Origin of the sequence: Advenella kashmirensis W13003 (genome assembly GCF_000506985.1) — a bacterium.
GTDB classification, from domain to species: Bacteria; Pseudomonadota; Gammaproteobacteria; order Burkholderiales; family Burkholderiaceae_B; genus Advenella; species Advenella kashmirensis_A.
Window position 1 is genome coordinate 111,689 of sequence record NZ_KI650981.1, and the last position, 16,145, is coordinate 127,833.

The window sequence follows — 16,145 nt, forward strand, 5'->3', positions numbered from 1 at the left end:
AAATACGAGTTTATTTGCTAATATACTGGCGCTCAATGACGCAAAAGGTACTGGTCCTCAATGGCCCCAATCTGAATCTGCTGGGTACGCGTGAACCGGAAGTGTACGGAAAACAAACGCTGCAGGACATTCATGATGCACTCGTGAAGACTGCCAATGAGGCTGGCGTCGCTTGCGAATGCTTCCAGAGCAATCACGAAGGCGAACTGGTTGAAAAAATCCAGGCAGCCCGCACCGACACCGCTTTCATTGTCATCAACGCCGCGGCGTATACCCACACCAGTGTGGCGTTGCGCGATGCACTTGGTGCTGTCGCCATACCGTTCATTGAGGTGCATATTTCCAATGTGCACCAGCGCGAACCATTCCGTCACCACTCCTATCTGGCCGACAAGGCGGTCGGTGTGATCTGCGGTCTGGGCATCGATGGCTACCTGGCGGCCCTGCAATACGCAATAAAACATCATTTGAAACAGAGCCCTCAGACGGTCTCTGTTTGACACTTAACTCCAAGCATGGAATCAATATGGATCTCAGAAAACTGAAAACGCTTATAGATCTGGTTGCCGAATCGGGCATTGCAGAACTGGAAATCACCGAAGGTGAAGGCAAGGTCCGCATCGTCAAGTTCTCCCAGACAGTGCAACCGGTCGCCGCAGTGCAGCCTGTCGCCGTTCAGACTGCCGCTGCCGCTGCCGCGCCGGCCGCCGCTGCTGCCGCGCCCGCTGCACCAGCTGAACCGGCAGCTCCTGCAGGTCACGTCGTCAAGTCTCCCATGGTCGGTACGTTCTACCGCGCGCCCAATCCAAGCTCTCCTCCTTTTGTTGAAGTGGGCGCCACGGTTGCCGAAGGCGATGCGCTTTGCATTATTGAAGCCATGAAACTGCTCAATGAAATCGAAGCCGATAAATCAGGCGTGATCCGGGAAATTCTGGTCGAGAATGGTGAGCCCGTGGAATTTGGTCAACCACTTTTCGTGATTGCGTAAGTATGTTTGAAAAAATCCTGATCGCAAACCGGGGCGAAATCGCCCTGCGCATCCAGCGCGCGTGTCGCGAACTGGGTATCAAAACCGTTGTCGTGCATTCCGAAGCCGACCGCGATGCCAAATATGTACGCCTGGCAGACGAATCAGTCTGCATCGGGCCTGCCCCGGCCCAGCAGAGTTATTTGCATATGCCGGCCATTATTTCTGCTGCAGAAGTCACCGACGCCGAGGCGATTCACCCGGGCTACGGTTTCCTGGCAGAAAACGCCGATTTCGCCGAACGTGTCGAGCGCTCCGGTTTCGTGTTCATCGGACCGCGTCCGGAATCGATCCGCATCATGGGCGACAAGGTTAGCGCCAAACAGGCCATGATTGCGGCCGGCGTGCCTGTCGTGCCCGGTTCGGAAGGCGCCTTGCCTGACGATCCCGCCTATTTGATCGAAACGGCGCGCAAGGTCGGTTATCCCGTGATTATCAAAGCCGCCGGTGGTGGCGGCGGACGCGGCATGCGTGTGGTTCACACCGAAGCGGCGCTGGTGAATGCGGTCAATCTGACCAAGGCGGAAGCGCAGGCGGCATTCAACAATCCCGAAGTGTACATGGAGAAGTTCCTGGAAAATCCGCGTCACATCGAGATTCAGGTACTGGCCGATGGAAAAAAGGACGCCATCTGGCTTGGCGAGCGCGATTGCTCCATGCAGCGCCGCCATCAGAAAGTCATTGAGGAGGCACCGGCTCCCGGGATCAATCGCAAGCTTATTGAGCGCATTGGTGAACGATGTGCCGACGCCTGCCGCAAAATGGGTTACCGTGGCGCGGGCACATTTGAGTTTCTGTACGAAAACGACGAATTCTATTTCATCGAAATGAACACCCGCATCCAGGTCGAACACACCGTGACCGAATGCATTACCGGTATTGATCTGGTACAGCAGCAGATTTTCATTGCGGCCGGCGAAGAGTTCAAACTGCGTCAGCGTGACGTCGTTATCAAGGGTCACGCCATCGAGTGCCGGATCAATGCGGAAGATCCGTACAGCTTCATGCCTTCACCTGGCCTGATCACTAACTGGCACGTACCCGGCGGTCCGGGTGTCCGGATCGATTCCCATGTGTTCAATGGCTACCGTGTGCCCCCCAACTACGATTCCATGATCGCCAAACTGATCACGTTCGGCGACACGCGTGCGCAAGCCATTGCCCGCATGAATCTGGCTTTGTCCGAAATGGTCGTGGAAGGCATCCAGACCAATATCGCGCTGCATCGTGAGCTCATGGCCGATGCCCGCTTTGTCGAGGGCGGCACCAGCATTCATTATCTCGAACACAAACTGGAACAACGGGCCAAATAATCGTCTTAGCAAAAAGGTCTTCGGACCTTTTTTGCAATGAGGCAAGAGGATACGTCATGCGGGAATTGGTTTTATCATGCTCGGAAGAGCGCGCGGAAGCGCTGTCCGACATCTTGCTTGAGCTCGGTGTGCTGTCCGTGTCCGTTGAAGACGCAGACTCAGGTACCGAGCGCGAGACCCCGCTCTTTGGAGAGCCGGGTGGCGAGCCTGATGTCCAGGCCTGGCATCGCAACCGTGTTGTCGCGTTGCTGCCTGACGATCTCGCGCTGGACGAATTGCTGGATGCGCTGCTGCAACAGACTGGCGAAGATTACTCAGACCTGGCTGCAGTGCGCGAAGTGGTCGACACCGATTGGGTCAGACTGACGCAGTCGCAATTTGATCCGATTTCCATTACCGACCGGATCTGGATTGTGCCCAGCTGGCACCGGGAAAATCCCGAGGTGCCCAGTGCAGAAACAGACCAGAACCTGATTCTGATCGAGTTGGATCCCGGTCTGGCCTTCGGTACGGGCAGCCATCCGACCACACACCTGTGCGCACAATGGCTGGCCGAACACCTTCAGCAGGGCCAAACCGTGCTCGATTATGGTTGCGGTTCGGGCATTCTGGCCATCATCGCCGCCAAGCTGGGTGCGCGTGGTGTAGTCGGGGTCGATATCGATGATCAGGCTGTTCAGTCTACCGACTATAACGCGCAGAATAACGGGGTCGAGCTCACCGCCAGCCTGCCTGATGGTTTGCAGCCGGGTACGTTTGATGTGGTGGTCGCCAATATTCTGTCCAATCCGTTGAAGGTGCTGGCGCCCATGTTGTGCGGCCGGGTTGCACCAGGCGGCCGGTTGATTCTGTCGGGTGTACTGGAGCGCCAGGCGCAGGAAGTAGCGGCCGCTTACGCCCCCTGGATCGATATGTCGGTATGGCGTAGTCACGAAGGCTGGGTTTGTCTGGCCGGTACCCGCAAGCAGGCCTGAGGGATCAATATGAAGACGTGTTGCCCCGGTTGCAGTACCCGTTTCGATGTGACGTCTGCACAGTTGAACGCGCGACAGGGCAAAGTGCGTTGCGGTGTCTGCGGTTCTGTGTTCAACGCATTTGATCATGCACAGGATGTTGAGGCGGATCTGCCGGTTTTGCAGAGTGCGCAGGCACAGCCCGATCACAGCCGGCATCGCCCTGAACCCGATGCTGTCTATTACGAACCCAGGGTGCGCGACGACGCCACCATACGAGATCGCAAGCGGCACGAATCTGAGAGCGGGGCGCTGCGTGAGCCGGCTTCGGGCCGGTATCGCGATCCGGCTGCCGACACACCGGCTTCAGGCAGTGAACGAGGGGCGAGCGAGCGTTTTATCGTGGATGCGCCCAGCCTGTCCGGCAGTGGCGCCTATTACCAGGATCATCGGCTCGACGGGACCCAGATGCACGTTGAAGGGCAGTACCGTCGTCGCGTGCAGCGTGACACTGAATATGATGATCCCGAGCACAGCAATGGCAGTGGCCTGATCTGGTTTCTGGCCGTATTGTTTGCGCTTATCGTTCTGTTCGCTCAGGGGGCCGTCGTATTTCGCAATCAGATCGCCAATGTGGCGCCGACCTTGCGCCCGCAATTGGTACAGCTGTGCAGTTTCGTCGGCTGCCAGGTGGGTTATACGCGCTCCGTGCGCAATCTGGCCATCGTCAAGCCTGCATTGCGTGAGGTTGCCAATCCGGCGGCCGCAGCCGAGACACGCGGATTCACGCTGCATGCCATCATTAAAAATAACGATACCATCGCCCAGCCCTGGCCATCGCTCGTGCTCAGTCTGAAAAATGCGTCGGAATCTGTCTCGGCGCGACGTATCATCAAACCCGAAGAGTACCTGCTGCCAGACGCGCTCAAGCGCACATTCGAGCCCAAAGACGAGATTGCCATTGATTTGCCGGTGACCGTAAGTCGTACCGACGTGGCTGGTTTTGAGTTGAGTTTGTTTTACCCATGAAGGTTTTTCAATGAATAATGCAGTTTTAATTTGCGGCTCGGTCGCTTTCGACACGATCACCACCTTTGAAGGCTATTTCAAAGATCATATTTTGCCGGACAATGTCAAATCCCTGAGCGTGTCCTTCTTTGTGCCGACCATGCGCAAAGAGTTCGGAGGGTGTGCGGGCAATATCGCCTACAACCTGCGATTGCTGGGAGGCCATCCTGTGCCCGTGGCAACCATCGGACCCGATGCCAGCGATTACCTGGCGCGCATGCAAAGCCTGGGCATCGAAACACGCCTGGTGCGCGTGCTTGATGATATGTTCACGCCGCAGTGCCATATCACAACTGATCTGGACGGAAACCAGATTGCTGCGTTTCACCCGGGCGCCATGACGCGTTCCACAGAGAATGACATCGCGGGTGAAGCGGCTGTATGGGGTATTGTCGCGCCGGACGCCAAGGCGGGGATGTTCAAGCACGCCCGGGCCATGCATGCGGACAAAATTCCATTTATTTTCGATTTGGGCCAGGCCATGCCGCTCTTTGAGCGCCAGGACCTGGAAGATATGCATGCGCTGGCGACAGTCTGGACATTTAACGACTACGAGGCCTCGGTGGTCGAGCAACGCATGGGCAAGTCTGTCCAGGAACTGGCAGCCGGCTTGCGGGCAATCGTCGTCACACGAGGTGCTGACGGGGCCACATTGTACGAAAACGGGAAGACGACCACGATCGCGCCGTGCAAGGCTGCCAGTGTCACCGATCCTACTGGTTGCGGAGATGCCCACCGGGGCGGATTGCTGTACGGTCTGACGCAGGGCTGGTCATTCGAGGATGCCTGCAAACTGGGCAGCATCATGGGCGCGATCAAAATCGCATCTCAGGGGCCACAGAACCACCAGCCTTCACGGGCGGACATTTCCGCACAATTGCAAATGGCATATGGCCTGCAATTGCCAGCGACGGCGGCATAACAATAAAAAAGCCAGTCCTGAACAAGCAGGACTGGCGATCAGCGCCGGCCGGGCCGCCCAATCTCCTAAAAGGGCATCACGCTGCTCACCGCAATCTGCAGGACCTGCAGAATCAGAATCAGCACCAAAGGCGAAAAATCGATCATACCGGTACGCGGCATATGGCGGCGGATGGGATCGAGCAGGGGAGCTAGCAGCGTATTGAGTACGGGCATAATGGGCTGCATGGGGTTGAGCCAGGACAGGATCGCCTGGAATATGCAGACCCAGGTTGCCAGGCTCAGGGCCCATTTGACGGCCATCAGCAAAGCGACAACCGGCAGGCGCAACAGAATACCCTCGGCAAAGCCATAGCCGCTGATGGACATCATCAACAGCAGTTCCACCACCGCACATAGAAAGGCCATCAGTAACGAGGCCGTATCGACTTTGTTGCCGGTCGGCAAGATTGCCCGCAGGGGTGTGACCGCCCAGTCGGTAATGTTATTGATCAGTCGCGCATAGGGTGTGAAGGGGTGGATACGCACCCAGTACATCCAGGCCCTGAGCAGGAATACGGAAATGAGCAGGGAAAAGACTGTCGAGATCAGAAAGGTGAGGATCGAAGGAATCATAATTCAGAAGCCCGGCAAAATAAAAAAACCGCCCAACCAAAGGTCGGACGGCTGGCTGTGGCGCAGTTCTGGTCTGGGCCGGTCTTGTGCAACTGAACCGGTCACACCAGAAAAACAGGGTGCGGCTGGCGCACCCTGTATCCCGGAAATCAACGCGCTGTCCGAAAGGGCAGCTTCATTATAACCGGACTTCTGCTGTGTCCTTATGGACGACCACCCGTTGGGAATGGCCATGCAGCAGATGTATTGCTCGTTGTTTTCGCATCATCGGTTGACACAGTTTCTGCTACGGGTGCAGCCGGTGCTTTTTTCACGACTGGTTTTTTAGCTGCAGGTGCCTTCCTAGCGACGGGCTTTTTTGCCGGTGCCTTTTTCGCTACCGTTGTAGCAGGTGCCTTGGGGGCAGCGGCTTTTTTAGCGACCGCTTTTTTGGCTACTGCTTTCTTGGCAACAGCTTTTTTAGCAACGGCTTTCTTGGCTGGTGCTTTTTTAGCGACCGCCTTTTTAGCGGGTGCTTTTTTAGCAACGGCCTTCTTGGCGGCTGCTTTTTTGGCAGCGGCTTTTTTAGCGACCGCTTTTTTGGCTACTGCTTTCTTGGCAACAGCTTTTTTAGCAACGGCTTTCTTGGCTGGTGCTTTTTTAGCGACCGCCTTTTTAGCGGGTGCTTTTTTAGCAACGGCCTTCTTGGCGGCTGCTTTTTTGGCAGGGGCTTTTTTAGCGACCGCTTTTTTGGCTACTGCTTTCTTGGCAACAGCTTTTTTAGCAACGGCTTTCTTGGCTGGTGCTTTTTTAGCGACTGCCTTTTTGGCGACAGCTTTCTTGGCTGGCGCTTTTTTGGCTACTGCTTTCTTGGCAACAACCTTTTTAGCTACCGCTTTTTTGGCAGGCGCTTTTTTAGCGACGGTCTTTTTGGCGGGTGCTTTTTTGGCTACGGTCTTTTTCGCGACGGCCTTTTTGGCTGGTGCTTTCTTAGCTACTGTTTTTTTAGCGACGGCTTTTTTGGCCGGTGCTTTTTTCGCTACAACTTTCTTAGCAGGTGTTTTCTTCACAACTGCTTTTTTGGCAGGGGCCTTTTTGGCAACTGCTTTCTTGGCTGCGGGTTTGCTCGCAGCTTTCTTTACAGCTTTCTTGGCGGTAGTAGCCATGATATTGCTCCTTAGAAAGGGTCCTAATCACAAATTTGAAAATACATCTACGTAGATATAATTCAAGACAAGCAACGAAAGAGCTTGGCTTCACTACCATTTGATATGTTCCCCACTCTTTGTGCGAAACATCTCAAATGGATCTGGTGAATTGAATTCAATTTTCACCATAAGCGTAAGGGTAACGCATAACGTCGTATAACGAAAGAATTTCTTATTGATATTATTGGCTTAACTCAATTTAACGCGTCCGTTAACGAGTCAATCAGCGTGTTTGTATTCACTTGAAATTCTTATCAGAGCACTTGGCGATCTGCTTTCAGGCTGCTGCGACCCATTTCAATCGCGTCATTCCCGAATCATTTCTACTGTGTCTTTTCATCGCGACTGGCGTACGGATCTTTGCGTTTTATCTGGCTTTCAAAGAGGGCGAGAATTGCGCAAAGCTCGTGTTTATAAGGCTTTCAGAGCAACGGCGCATAAAGGCGCAAGGACTGTTTTGTCAGCAGCCACGAGATCATGCTGCGTTTTTCAAGAGCAGATCCGGTTCAGCAATCAACGGCATTGAATGAAGATTGTGTGTTGTGCACGCAAGCGCATCGGTTGCTGCCAGATATGTTGGCGCATGCGTCGTTGAACGTTTTGTTAAAAACCAACATTTTCACGACAGATGTGGGCGTATAAAGAAAAAAAAGCTGCATCAGCAATGATGCAGCGTTGTGATTCAAGCGATGTTCAACAACATCCGAAGGTCTGTTTCAGCTTAGATGGCAGCCAAGCGTTGCAGCACAAGATCGCGACCAAGGATGGCCAGAACGGCATCGATGGCGGGTGTCTGTTTTTGACCGGTGACCGCGACGCGTAGCGGGATGCCAAGTTGCGGCATCTTCAGGCCGTTGTCGGCCAGAAATTGTTTGACCAGCGCAGCCAGTTCAGGCACATCCCAGGTTTGAACACCGGCAACAGCCGTCGCAAATTTTTTCAATGTCGCACGTGCTTCGTCAGTCAGCACCGTGGCCGCAAGTTGTTCATCGGCGGGCTGGAAGGGGGCGCAAAATAGCATTGCACTATCGGCCAGCTGTTCCAATGTTTCTGCTCGATCACGGAACAGATTCAAAATCGCGGCAAGATCCAGGTTCTCGGTGTTGCCACCGCGTGCAGCGATGCGTGGCGCCACGTGCGCGATCAGTGCTTCGTTATCCAGTTCACGGATGTAATGCGCGTTGACCCAGTTGAGCTTCTTCGGGTCCCATTGTGCTGCCGATTTGGACAGATTGCGGGTATCGAACCAGTCAACGAACTCGTCGCGCGTAAACAATTCCTGGTCGCCGTGACTCCAGCCCAGTCGGGCCAGGTAATTGACCATGGCTTCGGGCAGATAACCCTGCGTGTCGTATTCCATGACGCTGACGGCGCCATGGCGCTTGGATAGCTTCTGGCCGTCGGGACCCAGGATCATGGGCAGGTGACCATACTCGGGTACAGGCGCACCCAGCGCCTTGAGAATATTGATCTGGCGTGGCGTATTGTTGACGTGATCATCGCCGCGAATGACATGAGTGATCTGCATGTCGTGATCGTCCACAACGACGCAAAAATTATAAGTCGGCGTGCCATCGGGGCGGGCGATAATCAGATCGTCAAGCTCGGCGTTATCAATCGAAATGGGGCCCTTGAGCATATCATTCCAGGTGACGGCGCCATCCTGGGGATTGCGGAATCGGATCACCGGCTTGCGTCCTTCGGGCACGGGCGGTAAAGTCTTGCCCGGTTCGGGCCGCCAGGTGCCATCATATTTTGGCTTGCGCCCCTGTGCCTTGGCCGTCTCGCGCATTTGATCGACTTCTTCCGGACTGCTATAGCAGTAATAGGCCGTGCCGTTGTCCAGCATCGAAGCCAGCACTTCCTTGTAGCGATCTATCCGCTGCATCTGGTAAAACGGTCCTTCGTCGGCGTCCAGCGAGAGCCATTTCATTCCATCCAGAATGGCCTGAACCGCAGCGGGGGTAGAGCGCTGCACATCGGTATCCTCGACACGCAGCACGAAAGTACCCTTGTGATGACGGGCAAAGGCCCAGGAAAACAGGGCGGTGCGTGCGCCACCCAAATGAAGATAACCGGTAGGAGACGGCGCGAAACGGGTGCGCACCGCGGTCTGGGCAGAAGGGGACGTATTCATTGTGAATGCTCGGCAATTGGATAAATCAGAAGAGAGTCAGTTTAAAATGTTATGAATGACCAGAGCAAATGAATCTGCTGTTTATATAAAAAGATCTGGCCCGTTCAAATTACCCAACTCCGAGAGGATATATGTTGCGTCACCGTCTCGCGGCATTTTTTGAACCACGTTCGTTATGCGTGATCGCCGACACAGAGCTTCCCGTCTTCACCCATCTGCCTTCCTATTTGAAGTCAAGCTCCGACCAGTTGCGCCTGGCGGACGATGCGACCCAGGCGCGCCAGCAGTTGCGGCACTTTGCGCCGACTCCAGGTCGCGATCTGGCCATGCTGTGCATCCGATCCAGTCTGTTGTCTGCCGCGTTGCAGCAACTTGATGCGGCACCACCCCGCGCCATTTTGCTGTTGCCTGGCGAACATGTGGATGAGGCGCCTTCGGCTACGCGCGAGCTCATCGAGCGCTGGTGCCGAAAGCACAATGTCATGTTGCTGGGGCCGCGCGCTTTCGGTATCTATCGTCCTCATCTCGGCTTGAATCTGAGCCTGGCTTCAATGCAGCCGCGAGCCGGTCGCATTGCGGTGGTGTCGCAATCGCGCATGTTGTTGCGCTCGATCATCGACTGGGCCGAAGACGTCAACCTGGGATTATCGGCGGCGGTTTCTCTGGGTGAGGTGACCGATGTCGACCTGCCCGAGCTGATTGAGTATCTGGCAACTGATGCACGCACCGATAGCATTGCCTTGTATCTGGATAAACTGACTTCCGGCCGGGAGCTGATCAGCGCCTTGCGTGCGGCATCCAGTGTGAAGCCCGTCATCGTCCTGCGTGCGGGCCGCGCAGACCCGATACTGGCCGGCAGCGATGCTGTGCTGGACGCTGCGTTACGGCGGGCAGGCGCGATTCGTGTGAATTATTTTGTCGAGCTTTTCGCGGCGATCAAGGCCATGTCCTATGCCCGTCGGCCGCGCGGTGGAAAAATTGCCATGCTCGCCAATGGCCGCGCGTCGGCCCAACTGGTCCAGGATGCGATTCCTGCCGACAGTTCGATGTCGATGGCATCCCTGACCCAGGCGACTGCCAAAGGCCTGAGCGAGATTTTCGGTGTCGGCACCCTGACCGAAAATCCCGTCATTCCTTACGTGCCACTGACACCCGATGCGTTGATCAACGGCTTGCGCTGTCTGGTGGCCGACTCGCAGGTCGATGCCGTCATGGTGATCCTGGCACCCGACGAATTCTGCGATATGCCGCAAGTTGTCACGGCACTGGCGGCCTTTGCGCCCGGCGCTCAAAAGCCGATCGTCACCTGCCTGCTGGGCGAAGCCAAAATGCGACCCTTGCGACGTCTGCTTGACGAGGCGGGCATGCCGGCTTTTCGCACACCTGAAACGGCGTTGAGCGCGGTCCTGTCGCTGACCTCCTATCACTATAACCAGCAACTGCTGCAACAGACGCGCTACGTGCATTCGGGCCAGCGCCCGGCCGAACTTGAAACTGCGCGAGCCATTCTCGAGACAGCTTGTCGGGACCATGCCGGCGTGTTGACGCGCGAGCAGTGCATTGCGCTGGTCGAATGCTTTCATCCCGACGTGCGCTGGGAGCCGGACGAGGATGATGAGCGTTTCAGCGCACTGGATGATGTCCCTTCGGTCATGATTCGCGTCAGTCGCGACCCCGTATTCGGCCCCTGGATCTGGTTTGGAGAAGGCGGGCATATGGTGCATTTTTCTCCATCGGACCGGGGCGTGGATCTGCCGCCGCTGAATCTGAACCTGGCTGGTAAGCTGATCGAGCGCAGCCGGGTCTGGCGCCAGGAATTGCAATCCTATGTCGAGCCCCAGATTCTGCGCAAGCTGCAGGGTCTGCTGGAAACCATGAGCGAACTGGTCAGCGAACTGCCGGCAATTGAATCGCTGGAGGTCGATCCCATTATATTGGGCTATCGGGATCTGCATATTCGCGAGATCCGAATTTCGCTTATGCAGCCACTGCCCGCTGTCATTCCGCAGGATAATGGCTTCAATCACATGGCGATTTATCCTTATCCGACCCATCTGGTGCAAAGTCGTGTCTTTGCCGACGGAACACCCTGGATATTGCGACCCATCCGTCCGGAAGATGCCGACGCGCTGCAGGAGTTTATTCGTGCCCTGTCCGAGAAGTCACGCTACATGCGTTTTGTTTCGATGATGCGTGAGCTGACGCCGAAGATGCTGACGCGCTACACCTATGTTGATTATCACCGTGAGCTGGCACTGGTGGCCACCACCCAGGTGCCCAACCCCGCCAATCGCGGCCTGCCGCAGGAAATCATTATCGGCCTGGCCCACTATCTGCGCAACGCAGATGGCGTGGGCGCTGAATATGCCCTGGTGATCAGTGACGAGTGGCAAAAACGCGGCCTGGGAACCAGTCTGATGCAGGCGCTTATCGCGGCCGCGCGTCAGCAGCAACTGGCTTATATCGAAGGGGTGGTGCTATCGGGGAATCGTCCGATGCTGCATTTAATGACCTCTCTTGGTTTTATCAATGAAGAAGATCATGAGGATCCGTCTATGCGCCGGGTCTGGTTGCCGCTGGATGCGGGCGATCAGGGGGTGTGATCAGGAATCGGGTCGGCAGGTCAATACGCCGGATGCGGTCGGTACACAACCATGTCGATGCGCGGGATGCTATTTCAATTGAAATAGTGCGGATGTCGTGGGCAAATGTATTAGGCGCAGATGTATTAGGTGTAGATCTGTCGGGAGCGGACCTGTCGGGAGCGGATCTGTCGGGGGCTGTCTGCGACGGCCAGGGAGTGGTCTCCCTGGCGCTCTTTCAGGCCGCGCCTGTGATTGACTGCAGGAATGCCGAAATGTCGTTGATTTCGTCCAGATTGACTGAATGCGCCATCGGATAGGTATGCCACTGGGTGCGGGTATAGCCTTGAGCCGCCAGCCAGTCGCGTGTCTGTTCGCCAAAAGCGATATTGACCACTGGATCATACGTACCATGCCCGATAAAGATCGGCATATCCAGATGCGACTTGTTATGTTCGTTCGCCGTTTTGTCGGCCATGGGCAGATAACCAGACAGACAGATCAGCCCGGCCAGTCTTGCTGGCGAACGCAGCCCTGTCTGGTAGGCCATGGCGCAGCCCTGCGAAAAGCCGGCCAGTATAATGCGTTCAGTGGGCACCCCACGCTCGTTTTCCCGCCGGATCAGCGCTTCGATGGCTGTCTGCGATGCGCGCAGGCCGGTTTCATCGACATCGCGGCTGACGCTGCTGAGTGCGATAATGTCATACCAGGCGCGCATGGGCATCTGATTGTTAATCGTGACGGGGCGAACCGGGGCATTCGGAAACACGAAACGGATGCGTCGGTCTTCAGGCAGTCGCAGTTCGGGAATGACCGGAACAAAATCATTGGCGTCGGCGCCCAGACCATGCATCCAGATCACCGAATATGATGGCGCAGCCGTCTTGTCGCTGCCGTGTTCGATTTCCACGCAGTCCAGTAAATTCTCCATGTGATTTATTCCTTGTTCAGCAAAGTCTTGATGGCCTGGAAGAGGGCCCGGTATTGTTTGCGCTGGTGATCCTGGCCGGCCGGCAGTGCGGCGTTCTGCTCGCGTTCACGGCGTGCTCCGCGAATCAGCGTGCGCAGCACCTGTATGTCGGCGTCGGGATAGTCATTCAGCAGGCGCGTGAGCGCATCGTCGTCGTCCATCAGGCGATCGCGCAACGTTTCCATGTGATGCATATGGGCAGTTTGTTCCCGCGAGCCGTTTTCCCATTCGTCCATCTTCTTTATAATGGCCTCGGTATCGGCGGTGCGCAGCAGCTTGCCGACATAATGAATCTGTCGGCGACGTCCCTCGCGTCCGGTGATTTTCTGGGCCGTGCGAATGGCTTCGAGCGTTTTTTCATCCAGATCCAGCTGTCTGACTTTGTCCAGCGGCAGCTCCACCACCTGCTTGCCCAGCTCGGTGATGGCCAGCAGTTCGCGCTTTATCTGGGATTTGCTCGGACGATCATAAAGCGGTTCGTCATCGTTCTGATCTGCATTCTGCATACATCGATATCAATAAAATGGTTAATATGTCAGTATGATAACCGCCTAATGTGAAGCCGTCATAATGAATTCCCGATTGAATCCGAAAACCTCCATGCCCCAAACCCAACCCGATTTTGAAGAACTCGTCCAGCTGGCGCTGTCCCATGCCAAAAAACAGGGCGCGAGCGACGCCGCCGCCGAAATCTCCGAGTCGGGCGGTTTGTCCGTTTCAGTACGCAAGGGCAATATCGAAACCGTTGAAAAAACCCAGGATCGCTCGCTGGGCGTGACGGTCTACGCCGGCAAGGCGCGCGGGTCGGCGTCAACGTCCGATTTGTCGGCCGCGGCCATCAGAGAAACAGTTGATGCTGCCTGGAATATCGCCAAATATACGGCAAACGATGAAGCGGCCGGGCTGCCCGACGAAGGCGATCTTGCGGTCGAGCAGCCTGATCTGGAACTCTACCGTCCGTGGGATATTTCGTCCGAGCAAGCGGCAGAACTGGCCATCGAGGCTGAGGCGGCTGCCCTGGGCTACAGCAAACAGATTACCAACTCGGAAGGCGCAGGCGTAGATACCTATCAGGGGCGTTTTGTACTGGCCAACTCCCGTGGGTTCATGGGTGGATATCCGTACTCCCGCCATGGTATGTCTGTTGCTGCCATTGCCGGTAAGGGCAATAATATGCACCGCGACTATTGGTATACCGCTGATCGTTATCCGGAGCGGCTCGCCAAAGGCACGGACGTAGGCGTGTATGCCGCACAGCGAGCCCTTTCCCGGTTGTCCGCCAGACGCATCGCTACCGGCAAGTATCCTGTTTTGTTCGAAGCGCCGCTGGCGCTGGGTCTGCTCGGCGCGCTCACCCAGGCGATCAGTGGCGGGGCGTTATACCGCAAGTCCACCTTTTTGCTCGATTCGCTGGGTAAACAGGTCATGGCAGGCCATTTACAGATCAGCGAGAATCCGTTTATCAAAGGAGCGCTGGGCAGTTCGGCATTCGATGATGAAGGCGTACAGACTCGTGCCCGCCAGTTGCTGACCGATGGCGTGCTCAATGGCTATTTATTGTCAACTTACACCGCCCGCAAGCTGGGCATGCAAACCACCGGTAATGCCGGCGGCTCGCATAACCTGCTGCTGAGCTCGTCGCAGACCGACGCGGCTGACGATCTGCCCGCTATGTTGAAAAAGATGGGCACCGGCGTACTGGTGACCGAACTGATCGGGCAGGGCGTCAACTACGTGACGGGTGACTATTCGCGCGGAGCCTTTGGCTACTGGGTCGAAAACGGTGAAATCCAGCACGCGGTCACCGAGTTTACGATCGCCGGCAATCTGAAAGACATGTTCCTGAATATCGCCGGCCTGGGTAGTGATGTCATTACCCGAGGTTCCAAAACCACGGGCTCCATTCTTATCGAATCCATGGCTGTTGCCGGACAGTAAGTCAGACCCGCCCGAAAGTGCCCCCCCATCTCGCCAGATCAGGCTTGGGGCGGCGGCGGATGCCTTCAGGGAAAATACTAATTCTGCTTCAGCGCACTAGGTAAACCGGCGTGCGGCGTGTATATTTAGCAAGTCAAATTTTCAAGAACAACTAAATATACCGGAGTAAATTCTATGCAACGTCGTTCCTTCCTTAAAAAAGCAGGCCTGGGCGCAGTGGCGGGTACAGGCGTTATTGCCGCACCGGCCATTGCCCAGGAAAGCCCTTCAGTCAAATGGCGTATGGCGTCCAGCTTCCCGCGCAGCCTGGTGGCGCTTTTTGGTTCGGGTGAGAATTTTGCCAAATACGTTAAGGAAGCCACAGATGGCAAGATGCAAATTGACGTGTTTCCGGCGGGTGAAATCGTCCCGGCCCTGCAGGTACTGGACGCCGTCTCTAACGGCACCGTGCAGGGTGGTCACACCTGCGGCTATTACTATTTAGGCAAGAATCCGTCATTTTGTTTCGATACGGCGGTGCCTTTCGGCCTGAATGCCCGTCAGTTGAACGCCTGGATGCTCGAAGGCAACGGCAAGAAGCTGATGCGCGATTTGTTCGGTACGGTCAATATTGTCAACTTTCCCCTGGGCAATACCGGTACCCAAATGGGCGGCTGGTTTCGCAAGGAAATCAAATCGCTTGATGATCTGAAAGGCCTTAAAATGCGTACCGCCGGCCTGGCAGGCGAAGTCCTGGCCAAGCTGGGCGTCGTCCCCCAGCAAATTGCCGGTGGCGACATCTACCCATCGCTCGAAAAAGGCACGCTTGATGCGGTTGAGTTTGTCGGCCCGCTAGACGACGAAAAGCTTGGCTTTAACAAAGTGGCCAAGTACTACTACTATCCCGGATTCTGGGAGGGCGGTGCTCAGGTGTCTGCCTACTTCAATAAAGACGCTTTCGAGAAGCTGCCCAAACACTACCAGGCTATTGTGGAATCCGCGTCACTTCGTGCCCATACTGAAATGATGGCCATGTACGATTCCATGAACCCAGGGGCGCTGCGTCGCTTGATCGCCGGTGGCGCTGTGCTCAAGGAGTTCCCAAAAGAAATGCTGGATGCCTCCTTCAAGGCCACGGCTGAAATCTACAAAAAATACTCAGACAAGGACGAAACGTTCAAGGCGATTCTGACCGACTATATGTCTTATCGCGACGATCTGATCCCCTGGTTCAATGTGGTGGAAGGTTCCTATACCCGTTACGTCGCGCACGCCGTTTCACAGGCGCGCAAGTAAACCATAGCGCCGGGCGGTCAATGTCGGCCGCCCAATGTCGACCCGCCCGATTGCGAGTTCTGCGATGCCTGTTGTCGCAGGCACGAGACATATTTTTCTCCCTTTCCCCCTGGTTATCATCAAAATCAGCGCTATTTCATTGTTTTGTTTGAAAAAAAT

At 55.8% G+C, this 16,145-nt stretch carries 15 protein-coding genes; 10 read left to right on the plus strand and 5 right to left on the minus strand.

Annotated features, from left to right (window positions below):
- Window positions 1-35: 35 nt before the first annotated feature.
- The 6 genes from aroQ to W822_RS40115 are packed head-to-tail and all read left to right on the plus strand — an operon-like array spanning window position 36 to window position 5,283.
- Window positions 36-500: a type II 3-dehydroquinate dehydratase gene (aroQ, locus tag W822_RS40090; protein ID WP_024006379.1), complete on the plus strand. Its 465-nt coding sequence runs from the start codon at window positions 36-38 to the stop codon at window positions 498-500.
- 26 nt (window positions 501-526) lie between these two features.
- Entirely contained in the window at window positions 527-988 is a 462-nt protein-coding gene (gene accB / locus W822_RS40095) for an acetyl-CoA carboxylase biotin carboxyl carrier protein (protein WP_024006380.1), read from the plus strand.
- 2 nt (window positions 989-990) lie between these two features.
- On the plus strand, window positions 991-2,340 hold the full coding sequence (accC, locus tag W822_RS40100; RefSeq protein ID WP_024006381.1) for an acetyl-CoA carboxylase biotin carboxylase subunit: 1,350 nt from the start codon (window positions 991-993) through the stop codon (window positions 2,338-2,340).
- Window positions 2,341-2,396: 56 nt separating this feature from the next.
- Entirely contained in the window at window positions 2,397-3,314 is a 918-nt protein-coding gene (gene prmA, locus W822_RS40105; protein WP_024006382.1) for a 50S ribosomal protein L11 methyltransferase, read from the plus strand.
- Between the two features lie 9 nt (window positions 3,315-3,323).
- Entirely contained in the window at window positions 3,324-4,322 is a 999-nt protein-coding gene (locus W822_RS40110; RefSeq protein ID WP_024006383.1) for a zinc-ribbon and DUF3426 domain-containing protein, read from the plus strand.
- 10 nt (window positions 4,323-4,332) lie between these two features.
- Window positions 4,333-5,283 (plus strand): carbohydrate kinase family protein, encoded by a 951-nt coding sequence (locus tag W822_RS40115; protein ID WP_024006384.1) that lies wholly within the window; start codon window positions 4,333-4,335, stop codon window positions 5,281-5,283.
- Between the two features lie 65 nt (window positions 5,284-5,348).
- Here the strand turns inward: W822_RS40115 and W822_RS40120 are convergent, their stop codons facing one another.
- The 3 genes from W822_RS40120 to gltX all read right to left on the minus strand — a co-directional run bounded on the left by W822_RS40120 (window position 5,349) and on the right by gltX (window position 9,221).
- A complete protein-coding gene (locus W822_RS40120; protein WP_024006385.1) occupies window positions 5,349-5,897 on the minus strand; it encodes a YggT family protein in 549 nt (182 codons plus the stop codon).
- Window positions 5,898-6,100: 203 nt separating this feature from the next.
- The gene (locus W822_RS45955; RefSeq protein ID WP_024006386.1) at window positions 6,101-7,042 is read right to left on the minus strand and encodes a histone H1-like DNA-binding protein; all 942 of its coding nucleotides are present in this window, start codon (window positions 7,040-7,042) and stop codon (window positions 6,101-6,103) included.
- 763 nt (window positions 7,043-7,805) lie between these two features.
- A complete protein-coding gene (gene gltX, locus W822_RS40130; RefSeq protein WP_031243227.1) occupies window positions 7,806-9,221 on the minus strand; it encodes a glutamate--tRNA ligase in 1,416 nt (471 codons plus the stop codon).
- A gap of 131 nt (window positions 9,222-9,352) precedes the next feature.
- Here gltX and W822_RS40135 point away from each other — a divergent pair, with 131 nt between their 5' ends.
- Both W822_RS40135 and W822_RS46805 read left to right on the plus strand, forming a co-directional pair.
- Window positions 9,353-11,824 carry a bifunctional acetate--CoA ligase family protein/GNAT family N-acetyltransferase gene (locus W822_RS40135; RefSeq protein WP_024006389.1) on the plus strand — a complete coding sequence of 824 codons (2,472 nt, stop codon included), beginning with the start codon at window positions 9,353-9,355 and terminating at the stop codon, window positions 11,822-11,824.
- Window positions 11,825-11,916: 92 nt separating this feature from the next.
- Entirely contained in the window at window positions 11,917-12,123 is a 207-nt protein-coding gene (locus W822_RS46805; RefSeq protein WP_253272323.1) for a pentapeptide repeat-containing protein, read from the plus strand.
- On the opposite strand, the gene W822_RS40140 is transcribed toward W822_RS46805, so the two are convergent.
- The gene (locus tag W822_RS40140; RefSeq protein ID WP_031243229.1) at window positions 12,042-12,734 is read right to left on the minus strand and encodes an alpha/beta hydrolase; all 693 of its coding nucleotides are present in this window, start codon (window positions 12,732-12,734) and stop codon (window positions 12,042-12,044) included. The genes W822_RS46805 and W822_RS40140 overlap by 82 nt on opposite strands.
- A 5-nt stretch (window positions 12,735-12,739) precedes the next feature.
- On the minus strand, window positions 12,740-13,279 hold the full coding sequence (yjgA, locus tag W822_RS40145) for a ribosome biogenesis factor YjgA (protein WP_024006391.1): 540 nt from the start codon (window positions 13,277-13,279) through the stop codon (window positions 12,740-12,742).
- A 94-nt stretch (window positions 13,280-13,373) separates the two neighbouring features.
- Between yjgA and pmbA the strand changes: the two genes are divergently transcribed.
- Window positions 13,374-14,711, plus strand: coding sequence for a metalloprotease PmbA (pmbA, locus tag W822_RS40150; protein WP_031243231.1), 1,338 nt, complete (start codon window positions 13,374-13,376; stop codon window positions 14,709-14,711).
- 174 nt (window positions 14,712-14,885) lie between these two features.
- Window positions 14,886-15,986: a TRAP transporter substrate-binding protein gene (locus tag W822_RS40155; protein WP_024006393.1), complete on the plus strand. Its 1,101-nt coding sequence runs from the start codon at window positions 14,886-14,888 to the stop codon at window positions 15,984-15,986.
- Window positions 15,987-16,145 lie beyond the last annotated feature (159 nt).